Annotated in this window: 18 protein-coding genes and 1 pseudogene; 15 read left to right on the forward strand and 4 right to left on the reverse strand. The window is 48.7% G+C overall.

The window, feature by feature from the left end; translation table 11 throughout:
* From IQ256_RS24580 to IQ256_RS24605, 6 genes and pseudogenes are all read left to right on the forward strand, one after another.
* Positions 1–587: pseudogene (locus IQ256_RS24580) on the forward strand (BREX-1 system adenine-specific DNA-methyltransferase PglX); the annotation flags it as partial.
* Positions 588–665: 78 nt separating this feature from the next.
* Entirely contained in the window at positions 666–1,988 is a 1,323-nt protein-coding gene (locus tag IQ256_RS24585) for an AAA family ATPase (protein WP_193858330.1), read from the forward strand.
* Positions 1,985–2,611: a retron system putative HNH endonuclease gene (locus IQ256_RS24590; protein WP_193858331.1), complete on the forward strand. Its 627-nt coding sequence runs from the start codon at positions 1,985–1,987 to the stop codon at positions 2,609–2,611. Before IQ256_RS24585 ends, IQ256_RS24590 begins: the two co-directional genes overlap by 4 nt.
* Complete coding sequence (gene pglZ, locus IQ256_RS24595) at positions 2,608–5,124, forward strand: BREX-1 system phosphatase PglZ type A (protein WP_193858332.1); 2,517 nt, start codon at positions 2,608–2,610, stop codon at positions 5,122–5,124. Before IQ256_RS24590 ends, pglZ begins: the two co-directional genes overlap by 4 nt.
* A gap of 12 nt (positions 5,125–5,136) precedes the next feature.
* Entirely contained in the window at positions 5,137–7,200 is a 2,064-nt protein-coding gene (gene brxL / locus IQ256_RS24600; RefSeq protein ID WP_193858333.1) for a BREX system Lon protease-like protein BrxL, read from the forward strand.
* A gap of 155 nt (positions 7,201–7,355) precedes the next feature.
* A complete protein-coding gene (locus tag IQ256_RS24605) occupies positions 7,356–7,517 on the forward strand; it encodes a hypothetical protein (RefSeq protein ID WP_193858334.1) in 162 nt (53 codons plus the stop codon).
* Positions 7,518–7,882: 365 nt separating this feature from the next.
* On the opposite strand, the gene IQ256_RS24610 is transcribed toward IQ256_RS24605, so the two are convergent.
* Both IQ256_RS24610 and IQ256_RS24615 read right to left on the reverse strand, forming a co-directional pair.
* Positions 7,883–8,176: a type II toxin-antitoxin system RelE/ParE family toxin gene (locus IQ256_RS24610; protein WP_193858335.1), complete on the reverse strand. Its 294-nt coding sequence runs from the start codon at positions 8,174–8,176 to the stop codon at positions 7,883–7,885.
* A complete protein-coding gene (locus IQ256_RS24615; protein ID WP_193858336.1) occupies positions 8,173–8,460 on the reverse strand; it encodes a hypothetical protein in 288 nt (95 codons plus the stop codon). The genes IQ256_RS24610 and IQ256_RS24615 overlap by 4 nt, the downstream gene beginning before the upstream one ends.
* Positions 8,461–8,605: 145 nt before the next feature.
* Here IQ256_RS24615 and IQ256_RS24620 point away from each other — a divergent pair, with 145 nt between their 5' ends.
* The 9 genes from IQ256_RS24620 (at position 8,606) to IQ256_RS30155 (ending at position 14,320) form a co-directional block, all read left to right on the forward strand.
* A complete protein-coding gene (locus IQ256_RS24620) occupies positions 8,606–8,920 on the forward strand; it encodes a hypothetical protein (protein ID WP_193858337.1) in 315 nt (104 codons plus the stop codon).
* A gap of 3 nt (positions 8,921–8,923) precedes the next feature.
* Entirely contained in the window at positions 8,924–10,756 is a 1,833-nt protein-coding gene (locus IQ256_RS24625; protein WP_193858338.1) for a hypothetical protein, read from the forward strand.
* Between the two features lie 324 nt (positions 10,757–11,080).
* Positions 11,081–11,308: a hypothetical protein gene (locus IQ256_RS24630; RefSeq protein ID WP_193858339.1), complete on the forward strand. Its 228-nt coding sequence runs from the start codon at positions 11,081–11,083 to the stop codon at positions 11,306–11,308.
* 52 nt (positions 11,309–11,360) lie between these two features.
* Entirely contained in the window at positions 11,361–11,771 is a 411-nt protein-coding gene (locus IQ256_RS24635) for a hypothetical protein (protein WP_193858340.1), read from the forward strand.
* Between the two features lie 59 nt (positions 11,772–11,830).
* Positions 11,831–12,250 carry a hypothetical protein gene (locus IQ256_RS24640; protein ID WP_193858341.1) on the forward strand — a complete coding sequence of 140 codons (420 nt, stop codon included), beginning with the start codon at positions 11,831–11,833 and terminating at the stop codon, positions 12,248–12,250.
* Positions 12,247–12,870, forward strand: coding sequence for a hypothetical protein (locus tag IQ256_RS24645; RefSeq protein WP_193858342.1), 624 nt, complete (start codon positions 12,247–12,249; stop codon positions 12,868–12,870). Before IQ256_RS24640 ends, IQ256_RS24645 begins: the two co-directional genes overlap by 4 nt.
* Positions 12,857–13,186 (forward strand): hypothetical protein, encoded by a 330-nt coding sequence (locus tag IQ256_RS24650; protein ID WP_193858343.1) that lies wholly within the window; start codon positions 12,857–12,859, stop codon positions 13,184–13,186. Before IQ256_RS24645 ends, IQ256_RS24650 begins: the two co-directional genes overlap by 14 nt.
* Positions 13,176–13,520 carry a hypothetical protein gene (locus tag IQ256_RS24655; protein WP_193858344.1) on the forward strand — a complete coding sequence of 115 codons (345 nt, stop codon included), beginning with the start codon at positions 13,176–13,178 and terminating at the stop codon, positions 13,518–13,520. The genes IQ256_RS24650 and IQ256_RS24655 overlap by 11 nt, the downstream gene beginning before the upstream one ends.
* Positions 13,517–14,320 (forward strand): D-Ala-D-Ala carboxypeptidase family metallohydrolase, encoded by an 804-nt coding sequence (locus IQ256_RS30155; RefSeq protein ID WP_193858345.1) that lies wholly within the window; start codon positions 13,517–13,519, stop codon positions 14,318–14,320. The genes IQ256_RS24655 and IQ256_RS30155 overlap by 4 nt, the downstream gene beginning before the upstream one ends.
* Positions 14,321–14,849: 529 nt before the next feature.
* On the opposite strand, the gene IQ256_RS24665 is transcribed toward IQ256_RS30155, so the two are convergent.
* Together IQ256_RS24665 and IQ256_RS24670 are read right to left on the reverse strand one after the other, a co-directional pair.
* Positions 14,850–15,053 (reverse strand): hypothetical protein, encoded by a 204-nt coding sequence (locus IQ256_RS24665; RefSeq protein ID WP_193858346.1) that lies wholly within the window; start codon positions 15,051–15,053, stop codon positions 14,850–14,852.
* Positions 15,054–15,089: 36 nt separating this feature from the next.
* Complete coding sequence (locus IQ256_RS24670; protein ID WP_193858347.1) at positions 15,090–15,275, reverse strand: hypothetical protein; 186 nt, start codon at positions 15,273–15,275, stop codon at positions 15,090–15,092.
* Between the last annotated feature and the right edge of the window lie 153 nt (positions 15,276–15,428).

Below are 15,428 nucleotides of genomic sequence, written 5' to 3' on the forward strand. Positions count from 1 at the left end.
CCTTCACCCCCGACGCCGACAACGTCATCCCCATCCTCGACGGCGACTGGTTCACCGACGACATCACCGAACGCTTCACCACTTTCCTACGCACCACCTTCGGCACCGACCACTACCCCGAAAACCTCAAATTCATCGAAGACGCCATTGGAAAGGACATCCGCAAATTCTTCCTCAAAGAGTTCTACACCGACCACCTCAAACGCTACAAAAAGCGCCCGATCTACTGGCTATTCTCCAGCCCCAAAGGCACCTTCAACGCCCTGATCTACCTGCACCGCTACCGCCCCGATACGGTCAGCGTAATTCTCAACGACTACCTCAGGCAGTTTCAAACCAAGCTGCAAGCCCGCAAGAGTCAGCGCGAGCAAATTAGTATTAGCGCGGCGGCTTCTAATGCCGAGAAGGCGAGAGCGCTGAAGGACATTGATAAGCTGAATAAGCAGATTTTGGAGCTGGAGAGCTATGAGCGGGATGTTCTGTATCCGCTGGCCACGAAGCAGATCGAGATCGATCTGGATGATGGCGTGAAGGTAAACTATCCTAAGTTCGGCAAAGCGCTGAAAAAAGTAGCGGGGTTGAGTTAGAAAATATGAGCCCTCACCCCAGCCCTCTCCCGAAGGAGAGGGGGATAGAAATGCTGAAATACAAGTAACCTAAGCCCTATGCAACTACAAACCCTTACCCTCAATAACTACCGTGGCGCACGTTCCCTTTCGCTAGATTTGGACGCACGGTTGAACGTATTTGTAGGCGTGAATGGTGCAGGTAAGTCCACAGTACTAGATGCCGTTACACTTTTGCTCTCTTGGGCCGTAAACCGTATTCGTACAGCCAATGCATCCGGGCGTCCTATCCCCGAAGATGATATCTCTAATGGCCAAGCAGCCGCATCCATTGAGCTAACAGGATTGCATCAGAACAAAACAGTCTCTTGGAGACTGGCTAAGGGGCGTAGAGGCGAAAACATAGTCAATCATTCTAGTAATTTAACAGCATTGAAGGGATACACACAGGACATCCGATCTCAAATAACTTCTGACTCAGAGCTGGCTAGCATGCCTCTGTTTGTTTATTATCCAGTAAATAGAGCTGTCCTAGACATTCCTCTTCGCATCCGAGGCAAACAGGATTTTGACATTCTAACGGCGTACGACAACGCACTCACAACAGGTGCAAACTTTCGCACGTTTTTTGAATGGTTTCGAGAAAGAGAAGATTTAGAAAATGAGATAACCGCACGAAATAGCAGAAAAAAACGTGGATTGACCCGAATGCATGGAGTGTCTGGCGAGACACAAAACGCTACTCCTACTGTTCAACTCCAAGACCCACAGCTAGAAGCCGTTCGCAATACTCTCTATAGGTTTCTCCCTGAATTCGATAACTTATCGGTTCATCGCAATCCACTCAGAATGGAGATTGAGAAAAACGAACAAGTCTTGACTGTCAATCAGCTATCGGCTGGAGAGAAATGCTTGATTGCAATGGTGAGTGATTTAGCGAGACGAATGGCGATCGCAAATCCCAATGCAAAGAATCCACTCGAAGGAGAAGGTATCGTCCTTATTGATGAGATAGACTTACACCTACATCCACAGTGGCAACGCATTATTGTGCCAAGGCTGCTCGAAGTCTTTCCCAACTGCCAGTTTTTAGTTTCCACCCATTCACCCCATGTGCTTACTCATGTGAGGCCCGATAATATCTTTCTCCTTCACTTGGAAGCTGAGAACATTGTCTCTTATAAGCCTGAGCAGTCTTACGGGCAAAAAGTAGACAGGATTTTGGAAGATTTAATGGGATTAAAGACAACAAGACCTGACCACATTGCGTCTAAGCTACATAGTCTCTATGAAATGATTAGTAGAAATCAGTTTGAAGAAGCGAGAACAGAAATTGACAGCCTTAGAGAAGAAATGGGCGCAGATCCTGACTTGGTGAAAGCCGGAGTGCTAATCAGACGCAAGGAGCTGATTGGTAAATGAAGCATATTCAAAAACAAAATGAGCCTCAAGAATTCATAGACTGGAAAAAGAAAAAAAAGAATCCTACCTATGAACGCTTCAAAAAAACTAAAAAAGTTAGAATACCTGTCAAAGAAGCGTTAATAAAAGAGCAAGGTGGTCTTTGTTGTTACTGCGAGCGGCAGATAACTTTAGATAATTCACACATAGAGCACTTTAAGCCGAAAAGTGATAAAACCGTCGACCCGTTAGATTTTCAGAATCTTCTCTGCTCCTGCCAAAGAGAACTTGCTGAGAAAGAACCTCGTCATTGTGGTAATGCAAAAGGCGATTACGACCCAACTTTATTGATATCGCCTTTGGAGAGTACTTGTGCCACTCATTTCATTTTTGATGGTGACGGTAACATCGGCCCAAAAGAAAATACCGATAGAAGGGCAGTCAATACTATTAAACAACTACAGCTCAATATTCCAAAGCTAATAGCCTTGCGGCAAGGTGCTATTGGACTATTTCTAGATTCTAGATTAAGCGACGACGAATTAAAAACTTTTATAGAAGGTTATTTATCCCGTAGCCAAAGTGGATATTATAGTGAATTTTGGACGACTATTGACTTCTTGTTCGGAGGGTTGCTCGCATGAAAAACATCACCAAAGCCCTCAAAACACTCCTCTTTGACAAAGACCATCGCATCGTCTTTTGGTACGACGCCAAACAAGAACTCTACGACGACTATCAAGAAATAGATATTCCCAACGTTGAGAAGAGAGAGATTAACAACAACGAATTCTCACTTAAATATGAGATATTACGAGAACAGCCCAAGCAAAAATTCATCCTGTACAAACATGGCCCAGAGCCCACCCATCTAGACAACTGGCTGCTCGACGTTCAGCTTGCCCACACAGAATTTCGCACCGATCGCGTTGGCATCTGGCTCTCTGAACTAGGGCTAGGCAGAGAGCTAGTCAGCATCGTGCAAGACCATACGGGTTTTTATGAAGCTGCAAAGCGCACAACAGCGCTTGCACAGCTAATCGACCATAAGCAAGACTCCAAAAATGCGATTCGTCTCAAAATGCTCGCCGTCTGCGCCGACAGCGATCCGCGCCTCGACGCCATATTAGAAAGCCTGCTAGCAGAACTTGCCGAAGATAAAAGCGAGAAAATAGGGCTGATAGGCCGCTGCCACCTAGATACCTTTCTATGGCAAAAGGCCAAGCAAATTTATGGCTACACCTCCGATACACCCAGCATTCAAGACTTTGTTATCGAACTATTCAAGTCTTGCTATGCCATGGAAACAGAGGGCTCAGCTAATCTCTCTGCTAATCTCAATGGGGATGCCCTAGTTTTCTTAAAGCGTTGGAAAGATAGCCGTCAGTTTGAGCGTGACTTTGAATATCACTCCAAATACTGCGCCAATTTCTTGAATATTGAAGAGGATGTGCGCGATCACGACTTTCAAACCCTACTAGAAGTAGACTACTTTCGCCTTATCGACCAAAAAATCATCAGCGATCTGGTTCAGGCCGTTGCCCTCAAAACCGTCTCCAGCGGCAGCGTTACCCTTTGGATTCGCCAGCGTCGCCAAAGCCGATGGTATTCAGACTTCGCGCATCTCTACAGCGCCATCGACTACGCCGCTCAGTTTATCTCTGCCGCAGGTGAAGCCACACTGACCATCCCCTCCCTAGCTGAGGGCATTGGACAATACGCCACCACCTGGTTTCGCATCGATCAGCTCTATCGCAAATTCATTTTCCACGTTCGCGCTTCCAGCCAAGCCACGCTCATGGAGACCCTCAGCGAACAAATTGAAAACCTCTACTCCAACAGCTACCTGCTCAAGCTCAACGATAGCTGGCAGCCCCTCGTTGACACCACAGAAAGGTGGACTGCCAGCCCCATTCAGCTACAGAAAAATTTCTTCCGCCACTGGGTTCAACCCTTCTTAGACAGAGGCAAAAAAGTCTGCGTCATCATCTCCGATGCCATGCGCTACGAAATCGGTGAGGAATTCGCCAGCCGCATCCGCCAAGAAAATCGCTATGAGGCAAAAGTAGAACCCGCCCTCTCTATGCTGCCTAGCTACACACAGCTTGGCATGGCCGCTCTTCTCCCAAATCAAACCCTCACCTTATCCGCGAACAAAACAGGCACCGTCAAAGTCGATGGGCAAAGCTCTCAGGGCAGTAAAAACAGACTAAAAATTCTCGAAAATAATATCAAAGACCCAGCTACCCTCATCAAAGCCGAGCAGCTTATCAAGCTGAACCGAGAAGACAGCCGAACGCTCTTTAGAGACCATAGCGTTGTGTATGTCTATCACAACCGTATTGACGCCGTGGGTGATAAGCGTGATTCTGAGGAGCGAGTATTTGAGGCAGCCGAAGAAACCTGCCAAGAACTTATTCAGCTCGTGAAAAAGCTCACCAATGCTAACGCCACGAATTTGATTGTGACCGCAGATCATGGGTTTATCTATCAGCATCGTGCGATCGCTGAAAGCGACTTCTCCAATGCTGAGGTAGAAGGTGAGCAAGTAACCCTGCGCGACAGACGATTCAGCCTAGGCAAAGGACTCACAGCCACACCAGGACTTCGCAAGTTCTCATCTAGCAGCGTAGGTCTCGCAGGCGATTTAGAAATACAGATTCCAAAATCTATTAACCGCCTGCGACTAAAGGGTTCCGGCAGTCGATTCGTCCATGGCGGCGCGACCCTTCAAGAAGTCGTCATCCCAGTCGTTAGCGTTAATAAAAAACGGCACAGCGATTTATCCGCCGTAGACGTTGACATCATCAGCGGCGGCAATCGCACCATCACAACGGGGCAGCTCGCAGTTGCCTTCTACCAGGCCCAACCCACCACAGCCAAAGTTCAGTCTCGCATTCTCCGAGCAGGCATCTACAATCAGAAAAATGAACTCATTTCCGATAGCCACGAACTTACCTTCGACTTTACTACCGACAACCCGAGAGAAAGAGAACTCAAAATTAGATTCTTGCTAACTAGCCAAGCCGATGCCGCCAACAGCCAAACCGTCAAACTACGCCTAGAAGAAAAGTTACCAGGCACGTCTCAATACAGAGAATACAAATCAGAAACTTACACTATCCGCCGATCTTTTACTAGCGATTTCGACTTTTAGAGCACACGCGCCATGACCGACCATAGCCCCAAAAAATTAGATCAGAAAATTAACGATCACTTTCCCGGTCTTGTCGTTCGCAAAGACCTAGTAAAGGCCGTCAAGGGTAACGCCATCGTCCCCTCCTACGTGCTGGAATATCTGCTCGGTCAGTACTGCGCCACCAACGACGAAGCTTCCATTCAAACCGGCATTTGCACCGTCAAAGACATTCTGCGAAAACATTACGTCCACCGCAACGAAGCCGGACTCATCCGCTCTAATATCAAAGAAAAGGGCCGCTACAAAGTCATCGACAAAATCAGCGTTTCCCTAAACGACAAAGCCGACGTCTACGAAGCCGAATTTGCCAACCTTGGTATCAAAAAGCTACTCGTTGACTCTGCTACGGTCAAGGCTCACCCAAAGCTTCTGGTCAGCGGCGTATGGTGCATCGCCGATGTTGAATACGAATTTACTGAAGATAGAAATGTTAGCCCCTGGCTACTGCCTACTCTCAAGCCTATTCAACTTTCTCACTTTGATTTTGATGAATACGTAGAAGCTCGAAAAAAATTCACGACTGAAGAATGGATTGACCTGCTCGTGCAGAGCATTGGCTTTAACCCAGAGCTATTCGGCAAGCGTAGTAAACTCATTCAGCTCACCCGCCTCATTCCTTTTTGCGAGCGCAACTACAACTTTATAGAACTCGGACCTAAGGGCACCGGCAAATCTCATATCTATTCAGAATTTTCTCCCCACGGCATTTTACTCTCCGGTGGCGAAGTCACCGTTGCCAAGCTCTTTGTCAACAATGCAACCGGCAATATTGGTCTTGTCGGCTACTGGGACGTTGTCGCTTTCGATGAATTTGCCGGCAAGCAAAAGCGGGTAAACAAGGCCCTCGTAGACATTATGAAAAACTACATGGCCAATAAATCCTTCTCACGCGGCGTAGAAACGCTAGGTGCAGAAGCTTCCATCGCGCTAGTCGGAAACACACAGCACACGCTGCCCTACATGCTAAAGCACTCCGATCTCTTCAACGACCTACCTGCCAAGTTCTACGATTCCGCCTTTCTCGATCGAATTCACTGCTACATTCCCGGCTGGGAAGTAGACATCATTCGCAGCGAAATGTTCTCAGATGGTTACGGATTCGTCGTAGACTACATCGCTGAAATTCTGCGAGCCATGCGTAGCTACGACTATTCAGATCGCTACAAAGACCACTTCACCCTCTCCTCAGACATCTCTACTAGAGACAGAGACGGTATCCACAAGACCTTCTCAGGTCTAATGAAAATTCTCTTTCCACAAGGCGGTGCAGCTCCACAAGAAATAGAAGATCTGCTGAAGTTCGCCATCGAAGGGCGCAAGCGGGTAAAAGATCAGCTTATTCGCATTGACTCTACTTACGCCGCTGTTCAGTTCTATTACACAGATCGCGCAGGCAAATCTAAGCCTATTGCCACCCTCGAAGAAACACAATATCCTAGTGCCTACCATCGTCAGGTTAACGCTGACAACCCAGACCCTCTGCCTTCAGCAGCAGAGCCAAAAGGCGCTATCTCTCAATCGGCTATCGAAGAATCTCCCAAAGAACAGCACCTCACCTTCCAGGAAAATCAGCGCGGCGTTAGTTACGACAGGCTATTCGAACCTTATCTAAAGGGCGCAACCGGCATCATGATTACCGATCCCTATATTCGAGCGTTCTACCAAATCCGTAACTTCATGGAATTTCTAGAGGCGATCGCTCGCTGCAAACCCACCGAAGATGAGATAGACGTTCGGCTAGTCACGATTGAAGACACACTCAACCCTGACAAGCAAAAGGAAAATTTAGACAGAATAGCAGAAGCTGCAAAATCAATCGGCATCAACCTGATCTGGGGTTTCGACACCTCAAAAACGATTCACGCTCGGCATATCATTACTGATCACGGCTGGAAAATCTCACTCGATAGAGGTCTAGATATCTTTCAACGCTATGATATGAACGACGCCTTTTCCTTCTCTAACCGTTTGCAGCAATTCAGACCCTGCAAAGCCTTTGAAGTTACCTACATGAAGCGCAAGCAAGCTTCGTAGAACTTATCACATAAATATTCGAGACCTAAAGGGAATGTACTCCCAATTTCGGCAGTATTTCCTCAAAGATTCTCTTTTGACCAGCAGGTGTCAGTGCAACTACATTAGTTTCAACAGATCGGCGGTGTGAGTTCACCGATGAGGGAGACTTACAGGTGCTAGCTGGCAAGACTGGCCCCCGATTGATAGAACTACCCCTCTATGCAGAATGGGTGGAAGCGTGGCGGCTGATGCCTGTTTGCCGCCTCGACCTGGATGAATCAAGCGGCTGGCGATATTTAGCAGAGCAGTGCTGTACAGGCATTCCGCCGAGCTAAAGTTGGGTTTCCGCCTTACACGCTGCGATATGCCTACGGTCATCGAGGGTTAGTCGCTTTCGGCTATGAAGTGCCTATCATGGCGAGGCAAATGGGCCACTTGCCAGAAGTTCACCGCCGAACATATCAGCGTTTTCTAAATGCGGCACTGGTGAGGCGAAAAGTCGCAGAGATGAAAACGCGACCAGGTCCACCCAAAGCGCCAAATCTATGATTCAACTCTGTCTTGGAATTGCCTTAGATTGGAGATATAGCTTTCCGCACTTTGCTTACTACACCACGAAAGGCTACAGCCCTTGTCATACAGCGCAAAGTGCCATAGCAAAGTGCGAATGCATCCGCGCTTTGCTATAAAACAGGCCGAGTTATTCCGAGAAAACATCCTGTAGATCGCGGTATCCGCTCACTACCCGCAAGATGCTGACATCATTCTCAGAGACGCTGTAGAAAACGATGTAGCTCATTAACTTCAGCCCTCTCAAACCAGGACTAATCGTGTCGTAGGGCTTCCCAATAAAAGGGAACCGAGCAATGTACTGACACTTCTGGTCAAACGCTTTTACGAACCGCTCACCCGCGTCAACGCTTCGTTCTAGAAAATAGTCGGAGATCTCCCCCAGGTCTTGACTCGCTGGAACCGTAATGCGTAGCACCCTCATGCAGAGGCAGCTTTGGCAGCTTCTACTTTATTCCGCAATCTCGTCAGCACCTCGTCAGCCTCTACAACAGCGCCCTGTTCTACGGCTTTCACGCCGACTTCAATCTGCGTTCGTGTCTGTTCGAGCCAGCTTAAATAGCCTGGACTGTCCGCCCCGTTTTGCTGCGTTATCTCGTCAGCGAGCAGCACCAGCGCCGTGTCAATGGCATCTTCTAAAGCATATCCACCATGCTGAGCAAGCGATTCAAGCGCTTTGCTTTGCTGTGAGCTGAGAGTGATTTGCATATGCGTTCGAGACGAGCAGGCTACCGTTGATTAAATCGACGGATCCTACAGGATTCGAACCTGTGACCGATCGCTTAGAAGGGCTGTATGCCGTGTTTCTGCGGGTACGGGTAAGCTGAATCTGATCCGTTACTGACTTTAGTATATGACAGCTCTCAATCGAGATAACATCCCAGCATCTATCAATACGCTTGAAGGGTTGACAGCCTGGTGCTTAGCAACTTACGAAGCAGCCTACGGAGGCAAGGCTTACCCAGAGCGCCGATCGGATGACTTGCAGAGATACGCTACGTTTTCAATTACTGGTGTGTCAGCAAATGAGAATCAAAGCAACACATTTATGATCGGACGTATTGCGATACCGCTTAACAACGATATTGCAGCCAGCAGCGACCCCGTATGGTTAAACGTCATCGAGCACAGCGAAAACGTATCTCTCCCGCCAGGCTACACGGTGTAACCAATGGAGCGTTATCCAGATACGATCGAGCTAACGCCTGATGCTACAGGGGTATTCCATCCTGATTTCAACGCTCAACCTAGTCAACCGCTGGCCATATATGAGCCACCCGTAAACCCCGCTACGCTCAATCAGCTACCACCGCCAGCACCTAGCTACGATTCGGGTAGCAAAGGGCTGAGCGATGCCGATATAGCCGATTTTGGCGCTGACGAGTACGGACGGCCCAATGTGGTGCGAGATCGCAATGGTCGAGCGACTTGGAACATTGATACTGAGTTGCCGCCGTGGGTGACTGATGGTGCGACCGACGCGCTAGACGATATCGCCGATAGTAAGGCTGCTAGGCGCTCAGCAGGGAGATTGTTAGGCGCGGCTGCTCTTTCAAAGGCTCTTCCAGTCGTGGGTAAAGCCATAGAGTTCTACGAAGCGACTCAATTCACAGGTGAAATAGCTGACGCGATCACTGAGCCGATAGGGAGCGCAATCGGTCGATGGGCTCGGCAATTTATCGACTACCCAGATCCAACGGGCAAACCAAGCGGTAGCGTCAGGGTAGAAGGAGATCCATCAGTCGGACAGTGTCCAACCGCTTATACCGTCAACTATTCATACGATAATTACCGATTTGATGGCACATTCAGCAATACAATATCGGGCACCATCCTTGATGAACCAGGTCGGGGCCGTGGTTTCTTGTATGGGCCTTTCGAGGGGCCCTTTACTGAGCCATTCAAAAATGGTGGCACACAGAATTTTTACTTTTATCGTGATGCTGATGGCAACAGAAAGCGCGGGCCGCTTGGTGGAAATCCAGGTGGCACGTCTGTCGTCACTCAGTTTGATCCCATTAGAAGGGACGGGAAAGAAGATAATTGCAACGAACCTGCGAGCGACAAACCTACAACACCTAGTAGACCGACAGACAGAAACGAAAGAGAGCGCAATAGCCCTGACTATCCGCCCACATACACACCGCCAAGGCTGCCAGAATCGCCCGACTACGAGCAGCCAGAACCACCACCAGAGCTAGATCCACCACCTGAGACCAATCCGCCAACGGTGCCGGATCTACCTCCCGAAACCGATCCGCCAGAGACGCCCGATCCGCCAACACCCGATCCAGAATGCTGCCCTTCTACAGAGCTATCACTCGCAGAGATAAAAGTTCTGCTAAATCGGGTGCTGAATTTAGTCGATGGAACTGGCAGTGGCTCGCTCGATCTAAAGCCATGCGACTACGAAGAGCTCATAATTCCAGATGGACAAAGCGGGCTGCCAGCGCCGGAAACTGAGCCCGTGACCGCTGATTATGAAGGGGAAGGGCTGCAAGGGGTGTTTGACGCGATCGCAGCCATCACCCAATCACTCAACCTAATTCGAGAAGATACGAAGTGCCCGCCTGAGTGCGATGCACCGCTACCGATGCATTTTGAAACGCGGCCTGGTGAAGTTCCCCAACTCGTCGTTGTTTGGGGGCCAACCAGCAAAGGTGCTAGTCGCTGGAGCATGAGTATCCCTCACCCGAAGAAAGCGCTATCTGAAAAATACAAATTCAAGTTCCCTACCTATAAGAAGGGGAATTTTCACTTTACTTATCGACTGATAGACAATAGCCAAATCATCTTGAATGCTGATTCCGAAGCAGAAGGTCAGCGCGTTCTGACCTATCTAAAATCGCTAGTTGATCCGGCATTTATTGATAAAACTCAGGTACCCAAAATTACCAAAAATGCAGGACAGGGAGATCTTAAAGTCGTTGACGTGAAAGCAACTTTCATCAAAGCCTTTGCAGGGCATCGAGACCAAGCGCCGCTGTGGTCTAAACGCTTATAGGTACAGGAATGTACCACTTTCCGCCCTCTTTGAAAGCGCCTAAACAGCCGCACTGTGCTTTCTTTCTCACCGCTCGAACTGAGTAGTTCGTTTGAGCGGCATATTCAGCAGTAGATACGAGTCTCATTCCTCTCTTTTTAGCGGCTCGCTGAGACCATATTTCTCGCGACTCTTGAACCTTAAACCGCCTAATAGCTTTCATTGATGTGTAAAAGTCTTCGGCTCTAGACCCGAAGGGTAAACAGCGTTTGCAGATGGCTTTAGCGTTCCCGGCGTTGGGTAACTTTCTAAAGGCTATTTCACTACACAATTTGAGGCTTTATCATGGCTGCTGCTATCACCACTAGTTCTACTACTATCGAAGGTCAGGTTCTTGAAGTTGCTCGCGAAATGCAAGTTGCTGAATCAGCGCTAGAAGACGTAAACAACGTTGCGATTGACATCGATGTTGAGGGGCTAGTTGCTACTATCTCAGTCACTATTCCTCTAGTTCTCTCGGGTACAGGCGGCTCTGTTTCATTCGCGGCTGATACATATCTTCCAGACGCATAACAAATAGCGCCTAGCTGACACAGAGAAAGTAAATCCCTAATTAGAGGAAGTCATGGGAACAGAACGAAAGCGCTATCAAATAACAGTGAACGACACTGTTTATGAGTTTCAAGGCGCGGCATATGTATACGACAAAATCAAGAAGGATATTGGAGCTAAAGAGGTTACTAGCCGTACCTCTGGTGCTTCTGGCCTTCGCAACAGAAACAAGCCAGTCAGGGCCGTTGAGGAAGTCAAGCGCTCTCTGCCTACTCTGCGATTGGTAATGAAGCCGAATCGTATTGGCAACGATGCCAATCGCGATCAAGGCAGACGTACGCGCCGAATTGATATTTTTGTTGATCCGGATAAGTACGAAAATGCTGTAGCCAAGCTGCCTAATAAGAAGGTTGGCGGTCTTGCTGGAGTAGGTGATTTTGTTATTGACAACGCCTACAGACCTCTACGCCGCTGCTATCGCTAGTGGTTGTTCGCTCCTCTCGGGAATCTCGCTTACTCTATCCAAGCCGTTTAAGAGGCCGATTGCCTACTAAACAGCTCACAACAACGCTTTCTAAGGTTCACGACTGGCGAACGCTGCGCTGTGTGGGTCGGCGGATTCCCTTGCTATTTCCACAGCCATCACAGTTTCTGATTCGCGTCACCAGTCGAATCGGTGAGAGTAAAAATTGGATTAGGGCTGGCGTGCTGGCTCAGGTTCTAGTCGGTCTACCTGGTGACCCGAAGAAAGACACCAAACGGCTATATCTGGATGAGAACTTTGAGCGGTTCGACGGTAGCGGCTACAGCTACTATCTAGAATTTTGGCCCTATAGATGGCTGTCTGATTACCGCTTAGAGGTGTGGGCACAGTTACAGCCTACGCTGGTAGTTTTTGCGGTTCAACCGTTCACTATCAACGGCGAGACTTTCACAATTGACGGAGTAGAGTTGAGACTATGACAGAGTTCTACAACCTGCCGTCGATCGTACCAAAGCAGACAGATGAGCTGTTGATAATTCGAGATCGTAAGGCCAATCGAACCACGGTTGCCGAACTTCAGCCTGCTGACAATGGCAACGCGATCGCATTCTCTGAATCACCGCCCACAGACAAAGCGCTGTGGTGGCAGCTCTCCGAGGGCTCACCCGTAGCCTTCTGGATGCTTCGGCCTGGTGGCGTGTGGGTCTCGGCTTCGACCTGGCACCATACCAGCACCACAGACATGCTGAGCAGCAACAAAGTTTTTAAGTACGGCAACCCTCTGGGTGATGCCTCTATCTGGCTCGATTACTTCTCTGTGAGGGGCAGAGCCGGGAATGATTTCGTCAACGGGCAAAAGTGGCGGTTTGAGCTGAGTTTGGTAAATTCCCAATCGCAAGAGACGCCCTATCACTTCCTAGAAGTAGAAGGGTTATCGAACAGCGACTATTTCAGCCTGAGTGAGTGGGTAGGTGAATCTATCTCATCTGCTGACGCCCTTGCTATTTGGCAAAGGACGATACGCATCAACACCGCGCCCAGGCTTCCATTCGTTTGCCTCAGTACCACTTACAGGAAGGTTTGGAATGCCCAAAGCTGATAGAGTGCCACGCCCTGCAATCTCTCCAGATTGGAGCAATTTTAAGCTCCAGATGTTTGCTAATTCCTCTTATCAGAGAGTCAGCAACGCTTCAGAGAATCAGTTGGCCGTTGGTAGGCTAGAAACTTTTTTTGCTATCGAGGGCGGTGAATTAGCTATGGCTATTCAGCTGTGGGAAATGATGATCAGCAGTTGCCCCGCGAGTATGCAGCCAACTGCAACAGAGGCAGACGCATGGGCTGCGATCTCAGTAGATAACGATATGCCTATCAGCTTCGACGGCGATGGGCTTCTAGTGGTACAAAATGATTCCTGAAAACTGGGATAGAACGATATCGACAGCGATCACGATTGGATCGATCGCATTAGCTTACTGGGGGCACCGCCGCCAGATGGCAAAAGAGAAGCGCACAGCGCTCGAAGCTGCAAAAAAGAAGTATGCAGAAGGTGAGCTAAAGGAATACGCGGCACAGCGCGATTTTGGTCACATACAGCGCGATTTGGATCAGCTCAAGCTCAATACAGCGCATCTCAGCAAAGAGGCTGATGACCGCCTAGATCAGCTCGAACGTCAATTTGAGCGATTCTCAGGAGCGCTTGAAGTGCTTACCGAGTTGTTGAAAAAGAATAGCAATGGAGTTGAAGGGTGAAGCTCATCATTACTTCCGACACCTTCCTTAAAGCGCTACCCAATCAGGCAAGCGAGATTAGGCTGAAGGGCTTGCCTAATCAATTGGTGGAGATTAAAGCGGGGCAATCTTTCGAGCTGGACGATTCGCGGCCCTACGAGGGGAACGCGGCCTCGATCAACGACGATCATGAGTTTGTACAGCTAGCGCAGCCGCTCCCCAACCAACCCGGCATCCGCTGGTTTGTGTATGGGCTGCATTCTCAGATCGAGGGTACCGACCCAGGCAACGATCCACATGATGAGCCGATTGCAAATCAGGATGCTGCGATCGCACAAGCAAAAGCTGATAAAGCTTACGGCCCTAAGATTTCTCTCCCAGGCATCAGCCGCCCTGTAGGTGTCTTTGAGCCTGTTTATTTTGAACCGACAGTCTGCAACTTCACCTGGTCTGAGATGACGAAAGGGGGCACTCGCATTCCCGTCGATGCCAGCATCACAGCTCGAATCGTTGAGCTATGCAAGTATCTAGATGAGGTTCGCGCTTTTCTGGGCGGTATGCCAATGTACATCACATCGGCATACCGCGACCCGGTTACCAACCGAAGGGTGAGGGGTGCTAGAAGCTCACGCCACATGGCTGGTGACGCGGTAGACTTCTGGGTGAAAGGTATGAACGTTGTAGATGTCTTCTACAAGCTCAAGAACTTTCACAGAAAGGGCGGTTTGGCAGTAGGGAACGGTTTTGTTCATCTGGACATGCGACCAGGCGCACCCGCTCGATGGATGTACCCAGGCGGCCCGGTAGTTGATCTGTGGTGAGATGAGATTTAAAAATCGTCTTGGCATTATTAGAGCGGATCAAGACCGATTTGAATGCACTTGGCTATAAAAACAGATATCTCGGATCTGTTTGAGAGGCACGGCACAGCCTCTATTAAAGAATCTAGATAATCAAGATCTTCCTTTGTCGCTGCTGAATTCATTTTCCAGATCGGAGCCTCTAGGTAATAGGACAGAAAACGCTTGAATACACTCAAGTGATTCTCTGAGAGTTCTGGAATAGGTTTTGTAGCAGGCTGATCATATGGCTCAAAATAAGCACTGATCGCAGCTTCTAAATCTGGCCAGTGTAGGTATCTCCAATAGATAGGTAGCCCGTTGTTGTATTTCAGCATAGTTCTTTTATCTGGGCATTTGCTTTAAACTGCAACTAGTCTTCGGGCTCCGGCTGGAGGGGAAATTTTGGGCTCCGGCTGGAGGGGAAATTTTGGGCTCCGGCTGGAGGGGAAATTTTGGGCTCCGGCTGGAGGGGAAATTTTGGGCTCCGGCTGGTTGCGTGAGAGTGCAACTAGTCGGTTGTTACGAAGTCTTCAGGAAACAGAGTTGGAAGCATCGCGTAAAACTCAGACTTCGCGATTAAAAAGCGACTCCATTGATTCTCCTCTTCTTCATCGATTTCAATCAATACGTCTTCGTCCTTTAAGGAGAAGCGCATAAGTGTTTCTGTGGAATACCTCTGATTGAGAGAAACGATCTCAACTATTTTTTTCATGTTTTCTCCTATCGGGTTATCTACGTGATGTCGCAACTAGTCAGATGCGATAACGCTGTTTTCTTGGTACTGGGAAAGAGCTTTTTCAGCCTCAGCCATGAGCCTTTTAGCTGTTCCTTCTGGGTCTTTCGTCTGAGTCATCAGAAGTGCGATTGCAGTCCCAATGACGTTAGGATCTGAGTTCTCCTTTAGCTCAATAGATATAGCGATAGTGTTGTTCATTTTTCTCCTTTGTATGGTTGCTGGGAATCGCAACTAGTCGGGCTAGATGTTGCTCAAGTCTTCTTTTATTGAGGCGAGTAATTGCAACTCCTCATCGCAGCGTGTGCGTGTGGCTAAGCCGATAGCAGGAAGAATGTCTTCAAGCAATTGAAT

The organism is cf. Phormidesmis sp. LEGE 11477, assembly GCF_015207105.1.
Lineage (GTDB): Bacteria > Cyanobacteriota > Cyanobacteriia > Phormidesmidales > Phormidesmidaceae > Phormidesmis.

Bases quoted from the DNA above. Each gene is read 5' to 3' on its own strand.
- IQ256_RS24665 (WP_193858346.1), bottom strand. From the start codon at position 15,053: ATGAAAAAAATAGTTGAGATCGTTTCTCTCAATCAGAGGTATTCCACA.
- IQ256_RS24635 (WP_193858340.1), top strand. From the start codon at position 11,361: ATGGGAACAGAACGAAAGCGCTATCAAATAACAGTGAACGACACTGTT.
- IQ256_RS24610 (WP_193858335.1), bottom strand. From the start codon at position 8,176: ATGAGGGTGCTACGCATTACGGTTCCAGCGAGTCAAGACCTGGGGGAG.
- IQ256_RS24645 (WP_193858342.1), top strand. From the start codon at position 12,247: ATGACAGAGTTCTACAACCTGCCGTCGATCGTACCAAAGCAGACAGAT.
- IQ256_RS24590 (WP_193858331.1), top strand. From the start codon at position 1,985: ATGAAGCATATTCAAAAACAAAATGAGCCTCAAGAATTCATAGACTGG.
- IQ256_RS24670 (WP_193858347.1), bottom strand. From the start codon at position 15,275: ATGAACAACACTATCGCTATATCTATTGAGCTAAAGGAGAACTCAGAT.
- brxL (WP_193858333.1), top strand. From the start codon at position 5,137: ATGACCGACCATAGCCCCAAAAAATTAGATCAGAAAATTAACGATCAC.
- IQ256_RS24615 (WP_193858336.1), bottom strand. From the start codon at position 8,460: ATGCAAATCACTCTCAGCTCACAGCAAAGCAAAGCGCTTGAATCGCTT.
- IQ256_RS24620 (WP_193858337.1), top strand. From the start codon at position 8,606: ATGACAGCTCTCAATCGAGATAACATCCCAGCATCTATCAATACGCTT.
- pglZ (WP_193858332.1), top strand. From the start codon at position 2,608: ATGAAAAACATCACCAAAGCCCTCAAAACACTCCTCTTTGACAAAGAC.
- IQ256_RS24630 (WP_193858339.1), top strand. From the start codon at position 11,081: ATGGCTGCTGCTATCACCACTAGTTCTACTACTATCGAAGGTCAGGTT.
- IQ256_RS24650 (WP_193858343.1), top strand. From the start codon at position 12,857: ATGCCCAAAGCTGATAGAGTGCCACGCCCTGCAATCTCTCCAGATTGG.
- IQ256_RS24655 (WP_193858344.1), top strand. From the start codon at position 13,176: ATGATTCCTGAAAACTGGGATAGAACGATATCGACAGCGATCACGATT.
- IQ256_RS24585 (WP_193858330.1), top strand. From the start codon at position 666: ATGCAACTACAAACCCTTACCCTCAATAACTACCGTGGCGCACGTTCC.
- IQ256_RS24625 (WP_193858338.1), top strand. From the start codon at position 8,924: ATGGAGCGTTATCCAGATACGATCGAGCTAACGCCTGATGCTACAGGG.